This is a genomic window from Aeromonas sp. sif0611 (genome assembly GCF_019218845.1).
GTDB lineage: Bacteria > Pseudomonadota > Gammaproteobacteria > Enterobacterales > Aeromonadaceae > Aeromonas > Aeromonas media.
The window spans coordinates 35432-42650 of sequence record NZ_JAHUWU010000014.1 but is presented as its reverse complement, the minus strand read 5'-3'; the positions used below and the strand labels follow the sequence as shown (position 1 = coordinate 42650).

The 7219-nt window shown below is 61.0% G+C and carries 5 protein-coding genes and 1 tRNA gene; 3 read left to right on the top strand and 3 right to left on the bottom strand.

The window, feature by feature from the left end; translation table 11 throughout:
- Positions 1-2: 2 nt before the first annotated feature.
- Positions 3-79: transfer RNA gene (locus KW824_RS20390), tRNA-Asp, on the top strand.
- Positions 80-233: 154 nt separating this feature from the next.
- Positions 234-1070, top strand: coding sequence for a tRNA cyclic N6-threonylcarbamoyladenosine(37) synthase TcdA (gene tcdA / locus KW824_RS20385; RefSeq protein ID WP_182786967.1), 837 nt, complete (start codon positions 234-236; stop codon positions 1068-1070).
- A gap of 21 nt (positions 1071-1091) precedes the next feature.
- Here the strand turns inward: tcdA and KW824_RS20380 are convergent, their stop codons facing one another.
- Both KW824_RS20380 and KW824_RS20375 read right to left on the bottom strand, forming a co-directional pair.
- Complete coding sequence (locus tag KW824_RS20380; RefSeq protein WP_218410859.1) at positions 1092-1526, bottom strand: SufE family protein; 435 nt, start codon at positions 1524-1526, stop codon at positions 1092-1094.
- A 14-nt stretch (positions 1527-1540) separates the two neighbouring features.
- Entirely contained in the window at positions 1541-2761 is a 1221-nt protein-coding gene (locus KW824_RS20375) for a cysteine desulfurase (RefSeq protein ID WP_218410858.1), read from the bottom strand.
- 152 nt (positions 2762-2913) lie between these two features.
- Between KW824_RS20375 and rep the strand changes: the two genes are divergently transcribed.
- Positions 2914-4926 (top strand): DNA helicase Rep, encoded by a 2013-nt coding sequence (rep, locus tag KW824_RS20370; RefSeq protein ID WP_182786962.1) that lies wholly within the window; start codon positions 2914-2916, stop codon positions 4924-4926.
- Here rep and KW824_RS20365 read toward each other — a convergent pair.
- Positions 4913-7213, bottom strand: coding sequence for a bifunctional diguanylate cyclase/phosphodiesterase (locus KW824_RS20365; protein WP_182786960.1), 2301 nt, complete (start codon positions 7211-7213; stop codon positions 4913-4915). The two genes, rep and KW824_RS20365, sit on opposite strands and share 14 nt — an antisense overlap.
- Positions 7214-7219 lie beyond the last annotated feature (6 nt).

Here is a 7219-nt window from a genome sequence, read left to right as displayed (position 1 = left end):
GCGGAGCGGTAGTTCAGTCGGTTAGAATACCGGCCTGTCACGCCGGGGGTCGCGGGTTCGAGTCCCGTCCGCTCCGCCACTAACAAGAAGCCCAGTCTCACGACTGGGCTTTTTTTCGTTTCAAGCATGCCGACACCGCACTCCTTTTCCCTCACATCAACACCGCCATCATCCGATCATCGCCCCTGAGAGAGGTTGCCGCTATAATGGCCGCCCTCAAGCAAGGTGGTGGTATGAAAGCAGAATATCTACAGCGATTCGGGGGCATTGCCCGTCTTTATGGTCAACGCGCGCTCGGTTCCTTCAGCCAAGCGAAAGTCTGCGTGGTGGGGATAGGCGGGGTCGGCTCCTGGGCGGCGGAGGCGCTGGCCCGTGCCGGCATCAACCAGATCACCCTGATCGACATGGATGACATCTGCATCACCAACACCAATCGTCAGATCCACGCCATGCAGGGCACGGTCGGCCGCCTCAAGACAGAAGTCATGGCCGAGCGCATTCGTGCCATCAACCCCGACTGCGAGGTGATCGAGGTGGATGACTTCGTCACCATCGACAACTTGGCAGAGCATATCAAGCGGGAGTTTGACTATGTGGTAGACGCCATCGACTCGGTCAAGGCCAAAGTGGCGCTGATTGCCTTCTGCAAACGCAACAAGATCCCGGTGATTGTGGCGGGTGGTGCCGGTGGGCAGATGGATCCGACCCAAATCACTGTGGCCGATCTGGCCAAGACCATTCAGGATCCGTTGGCTGCGAAGGTGCGATCCGACCTGCGCCGGTTGTACAACTTCAGCAAGAATCCGGCGCGCAAGTTCGGGGTTGAGTGTGTCTTCTCGACGGAGCAACTGAGTTATCCGGATGGTAATGGTGGCGCCTGTCAGGCCAAGGCGGCCAGCGATGGCAACATGAAGATGGATTGCGCCTCCGGCTTCGGGGCCGTGACGCCGGTGACGGCAACCTTTGGATTGGTGGCCGCTTCCCGGGTATTGAAGAAGATTGCCGAGCGGGGAGCCCGTGCCGAGAAAGAGGCCGGAAATGAAGAAGTAGGGTCGATTAGCGAAGCGTAATCGACCACTGAATAAGGCGGGTTAGACGGCCTGCTCCCGGATCGCCAACACGATCGACCTGAGCCCATTGCCCCGTGACGGGCTCAAGTGTTTCTCAAGCCCGAGTTCGGTGAAATACCCTTCCATATCAAAAGCCTGGATCGCCGCAGACGGTTGGTGGTTGAGCGCCGCCAGCACGATGACGATCAGTCCGCGTACGATGCGGGCATCGGAGTCGCAGGCAAAGTGCCAGCAACCATCCTCGCTTTTCTCTCCCTTCAGCCAGGCCTGGCTCTCGCAGCCTTTCAAGCGGTGCTCTTCGGTCTGCCACTCGGGGGGCAGTACGGGTAGCTGTTTGCCGAGCTGGATGATGAGTCGGTACTGGTTCTCCCAGCCGTGGGCCGCAGCAAACTGCTGGCGGATGGTGTCGACGTAGGGCTCAAGGCCTATCCGGGTATAGGTTGTAAGCTCACTCATTTCAATCATTCGCCTTAGAAGAAGTCACTTAACTTGTACAGGGCCGCCAGCAGGGCATCCACGTCATCCCGATTGTTGTAGCAGGCCAGGGACACGCGCATGGTACCGCCGATCCCTAAGCTCTCCATCAACGGCATGGCGCAGTGATGGCCGACCCGCAGGGCGATCCCCTGCATATCGAGCAGGGTGGCGGCATCCTGCGGGTGGATCTCGTCCAGCAGGAAGGAGACGGCGCCGGCGCGTTGGCGAGGTTCGCCGACCAGACGCAGCCCTGGCACCTGTTGCAGTCCGGCAACCAGATAGTCGGTCAGTGCCTCTTCGTGGTTGGTCAATGAATCCTTGTCCTGCTCCATCAAAAAGTCGATGGCGGCAGCCAGGCCAATGGTCCCGGCGATATGGGGGGTTCCCGCCTCGAACTTGAAGGGCAGGCTATTGAAGGTGGTACCGCTGAAACTGACTCTGTCGATCATCTCGCCCCCTGACTGCCAGGGGGGCATCCGCTCCAGCAGCTCGGTCTTTCCCCACAACACGCCGATGCCGGTCGGGCCATAGAGCTTGTGGCCGGAGAAGGCGTAGAAGTCGCAGCCGATAGCTTGTACATCCACCTTGAGGTGTGCCACCGCCTGGGCGCCGTCGATCAGCGTCAGTGCACCGACTGCCTTGGCGGCGGCCACAATCTGCTTCACTGGATTGACGGTGCCGAGGGCATTGGAGACATGGGCCACGCTCACCAGCCGGGTGCGTGGCCCCAGCATGGCCAGGTAAGCCTCCATATCCAGATCTCCACGCTTATCCAGCGGAATGACCCGAATAAGGGCGCCGGTACGCTCGGCAATCAACTGCCAGGGGACGATATTGGCGTGGTGCTCCAGGGTGCTGAGTACGATTTCGTCCCCCACCTTGAGTTCGCTCATCCCCCAACTGTGAGCGACCAGATTGATCGCCTCGGTGGTGCCGCGGGTCCAGATCACCTCGTGGCTGCGGGGCGCATTGATAAAGCGTGCGACCGTCTCGCGGGCTGCCTCGAAGGCGCGGGTGGCGCGGCCGCTCAGGGCATGGGCGGCGCGGTGCACATTGGCGTTGTCGGCCCGATAGTAGTGAGCGATGGCGTCCAGCACCGCCAGGGGCTTCTGGGTGGTGGCGGCGTTGTCCAGATAGATCAGAGGGTGGCCGTTCACCTCCTGCGCCAGGGCCGGAAACTGGCTACGCAATTGGGCGTGCTGTTGCTGATTCATGCTCCCCTCATCTCCTCTGGAAAAGTCGGCCATGATCCGGAAAATGACGGGCAAACACAAGGCGAAGTGGCGGGATCCTGTGTCCGGTTTCGGCTGCCCGCGGGATCTCTGTTACAATGCCGCCCCTCATCATAAGCCAAGAGATCCGGCCCATGAAGCTCAACCCCAATCAGAACGAAGCGGTCAAGTTTGTCTCCGGCCCTTGCCTGGTGCTGGCGGGTGCCGGATCGGGCAAGACCCGCGTCATCACCAACAAGATCGCCTATCTGGTGCAGCAGTGCGGCTATAACGCCCGCAACATCGCCGCTGTGACCTTTACCAACAAGGCGGCGCGGGAGATGAAGGAGCGGGTCGGCCAGACCCTGGGTCGCAAGGAGGCGCGGGGGCTCATGGTCTCCACCTTCCATACTCTGGGGCTCGACATCATACGTCGTGAGCACAAGAGCCTGAATCTGAAGGCGAACTTCTCCCTGTTCGACGACACCGACCAGCTGGCGCTGCTGAAAGAGCTGACCGAGGCGGAGCTCGACAACGACAAGGACAAGCTCTCGGCCCTCATCACCCAGATCTCCAACTGGAAGAACGACCTCATCCTGCCTGCTCGGGCCATGCGTATCGCCCGGGGGCCGGAAGAGGTGTTGCTGGCCCAGCTCTATGAGCGTTATCACCGCCAGATGGTGGCCTACAACGCGCTGGATTTTGACGATCTCATCGTGATGCCGACCCTGCTGCTGAAGAACAACGAGGAGGTGCGGACCCGCTGGCAGAACAAGATCCGCTACCTGCTGGTCGATGAGTATCAGGACACCAACACCAGCCAGTACGAGCTGGTGAAGCAGATCGTCGGCGAGCGGGCCCGTTTCACCGTGGTGGGGGATGACGATCAGTCCATCTACTCCTGGCGCGGTGCCAAGCCGCAGAACCTGGTGCTGCTGAACGAGGATTTCCCCAGCCTCAAGCTCATCAAGCTGGAACAGAACTATCGCTCCAAGGGGCGCATCCTCAAGTGCGCCAACATATTGATTGCCAACAACCCCCATGTGTTCGACAAGGCGCTCTTCTCCGAGCTCGACTACGGGGTGCCGGTCAAGGTGCTGTTCGCCAAGAACGAGGAGCACGAGGCGGAGCGTATCGCTGCCGAGATGATGGGGCACAAGTTCATGAACCGCACCCGGTTCAAGGATTACGCCATCCTCTATCGGGGCAATCATCAGTCGCGCATCTTCGAGAAGGCACTGATGACCAATCGCATCCCCTATCGTATCTCGGGCGGCACCTCGTTTTTCTCCCGCACCGAGATCAAGGACATCATGGCCTACCTCAAGCTGCTGGTGAATCCGGATGAGGACACCGCCTTCCTGCGGGTGGTCAATCTGCCGCGCCGGGAAATCGGCCCCACCACGCTTGAGAAGCTGGGGCAGTACGCCAACCAGCGCGGCAAGAGCCTGTTTGCTGCCAGCTTCGAGCTGGGGCTGGAGCAGCACCTGTCTGGTCGCGGCCTGGTGGCCCTGCAGGTGTTCACCAACTGGCTGGTGCGGCTCGGCGATCAGGCGCTGCGCGGCAACCCGGTGGAGGCGGTACGGGACATGATCAAGGAGATCCACTACGAGGAGTGGCTCTACGAGACCTCTCCCAGCCCGAAGGCGGCAGAGATGCGGATGCAGAACGTCTCCACCCTCTATCGCTGGATCACCGAGATGCTGGAGGGGGATGAGCTGGAAGAAGCGATGACGTTGGCTCAGGTGGTCACTCGCCTCACTCTGCGCGACATGATGGAGCGCAACGAGGGGGAGGATGATGCGGATCAGGTGCAGTTGATGACGTTGCACGCCTCCAAGGGGCTGGAGTTCCCCTACGTCTACATGGTGGGCATGGAGGAGGGCTTGCTGCCCCACCAGACCAGCATCGACGAGGACAACGTGGAGGAGGAGCGCCGCCTCGCCTACGTGGGCATTACCCGGGCCCAGACCGAGCTGACCTTTACCCTCTGCAAGGAGCGCCGCCAGTACGGCGAGTCAGTGCGCCCCGAGCCGAGCCGCTTCCTGCTGGAGCTGCCCCAGGATGACTTGGAGTGGGAAAACCAGAAGAAGGTAAGCGCCGAGGAGCGCCAGCAGAAAGGGCAGGTCGGGGTAGCCAATCTGCGAGCCCTGTTCAAGAAGGATTGAGGGAGGACTCGGCCGGCGGGTCTGCCTGAGTGAGCAGCGGTATGATGTCGGATCCTGGCAGGGGCGGGGAGATGTGGCGTCCCTGTCCCTGGGCGCAGCCCAATTCGATCAGCTTCTGCAACTGCTGCTGGTTCTCGATGCCTTCGACCACCAGAGTGAAGTCGAGATCCTGGCAGATGTCCCGCATGGCGCGGATCAGCGCCAGATCCTTGGGGGAGTTCAGCATGCGATGGGTGAAGCTGTCATCCACCTTGATGTAGTCCACCGGAAAGTGGAACAGGGCATTGAGGGAAGAAAAGCCGGTTCCGAAGTCGTCGAGGCTGATCTGGATCCCCTTGGCCCTGAGTTCATGCAGGGAGGTGAGGGAGTCGGCACTCTGCCTGGAGAGCTCCCGCTCGTTGAATTCGAAGATGAAGTAGCCGGGTATCACCCCTTCTTCCTCCATGATGTGAACAAGCGCCATGATCTGCTCGCGGCTGGCCAGGTGCTTGCCGGACAGGTTGAGCGATATCTTGAAGCGGCCGCCGCCCGAGAGCTGTAGCCAGCTCTTCAACTGCTGGCAGGTGCGTCTGAGGATCTGGCGATCCAGATCCTGAATGAGGCCGCACTGCTCGGCCAGTGGAATGAAATCGAAGGCATCTTTCAGTTCCCCCTCCTCCGTGATCCAGCGCGCCATCACCTCCAGACCGACCAAGCGGCTGTCACACAGCCTGATCACCGGCTGGAAATAGGGGACAATCCGCCCTTCCCGCAAGGCCCTGAACAGCCGCTCCTCCGGCGAGCCTGAGTGCTCCATGCAGGCGTCGGAATACATGACGATGCGACTGCGGCCATTGCGCTTGGCCTGGTACATGGCGAGATCGGCCTGGTGCAGCAGCTCGCTGATGTCCGTGGTCTGCTCCGAGACGCTGGCCACCCCCAGGCTGACGGTAACGGTCAGCTCATTGCCCTGAAGCCGGAACGGGTGGGCGATGCGGCCTACAATGCGGTTGAGCACCGGGCTGACGTCCTCCTCCTGCTGACTGTTGTCCAGATAGATGACGAACTCGTCGCCCCCGAGCCTGGCCACCATGTCATTTTGCCGGATACAGCTCTGCAGGCGTTTGCCCAGCTCCAGCAGCAACTGGTCGCCGGCACTGTGGCCCAAGGCATCATTGACCTGTTTGAAATGGTCCACATCGGCGAAGATCAGGGTAAAGCCGGCCGTCTGATAACGGCGATAGCGGGTCATGGCATGATGGAGGTGATTCATCAGCAGGGCCCGGTTCGGCAACTGGGTCAGCGGATCGTGCAGTGCATTGAACTGGAGTCGCCGCTCCAGCTCCTGATGATGCCTGAGTCGTTTCTGCAACCGCAGGTTGGTCTGGCGCAACTGCTGGAGTCGCTGGTTGATGGACTCTTCCGAGTTGAGCTCATCCAGCTGCTGCCTGACTCTCTTGAGCTCCAGCAGCAGGGTCAACTGGTGGCGCAGGAAGTCGAGGAACAGCCTGTCATCGGCTTCCAGGGGTTGGGTCGTGTTGATGAGGAGGTGGGCGAAATACTGCTGCTGCTGGCGCAGGGGCAGGCTGTACCAGAACAATCCGGCCTCGCTGCGCTCTATGCTGTTGGTGCTGTGGCACAGGCCCCTGATGACGTCATCATCGTAGGTGAGCCGTGTCGGATAGAGTCTCTCCAGTCGCTGGTTGTCGAGGCGGATCAGCAGCATGTCATTGACGGCCAGCATCTGGCGCAGCACCGCCTCCAGCTGGGAAAACAGGGCATGCTGCGGCAGATTGTGGGCCAACCGCATGATGCGGCCGATCTTTTCTATCTTCTGCTGCCAGTGAGGATCCCGCTGCATGAGGGGGGAGGCTTGCCCTGCCAGCTGGGTGCCGGTCTGGGTTTCGTGCAGGCGCTTGGCCAGACACTCCAGCAACAGTCTCAGGGTCGGGGTCTGTTCGGGGGCGCCGCGGGCCAGCACCCATTGCACCTCATAGTGCTCCACTGCCTGCACGCACCATCCCTGCTGTTCATCGAGCTGGGTGAGCTGTTCGGTAAGGCGGGGTTCTTCACGCCCCAATTGCTGTTTGAACGCCTCGGGCAGCTGATGTGCATACAACCAGTGCAGGCCTCCATCGGCCAGCCCCAGCATGGCAAAGTGCTGCAGGGGGCAGAGTCTGCCCAACTGCTCTACCAGTCTGGCGTAGTCCTCAGGAGAGGCGATGCCGGGCGCGGGAAAATCCATGATGGAAGAAACGACCGCCAGCAAGGGGGGGGGATCTGGCGGTGTGAGGGGCTGGACTGACATGCAACA

Bases quoted from the DNA above. Each gene is read 5' to 3' on its own strand.
- KW824_RS20365 (WP_182786960.1), bottom strand. From the start codon at position 7,213: ATGTCAGTCCAGCCCCTCACACCGCCAGATCCCCCCCCCTTGCTGGCG.
- KW824_RS20375 (WP_218410858.1), bottom strand. From the start codon at position 2,761: ATGAATCAGCAACAGCACGCCCAATTGCGTAGCCAGTTTCCGGCCCTG.
- KW824_RS20380 (WP_218410859.1), bottom strand. From the start codon at position 1,526: ATGAGTGAGCTTACAACCTATACCCGGATAGGCCTTGAGCCCTACGTC.
- tcdA (WP_182786967.1), top strand. From the start codon at position 234: ATGAAAGCAGAATATCTACAGCGATTCGGGGGCATTGCCCGTCTTTAT.
- rep (WP_182786962.1), top strand. From the start codon at position 2,914: ATGAAGCTCAACCCCAATCAGAACGAAGCGGTCAAGTTTGTCTCCGGC.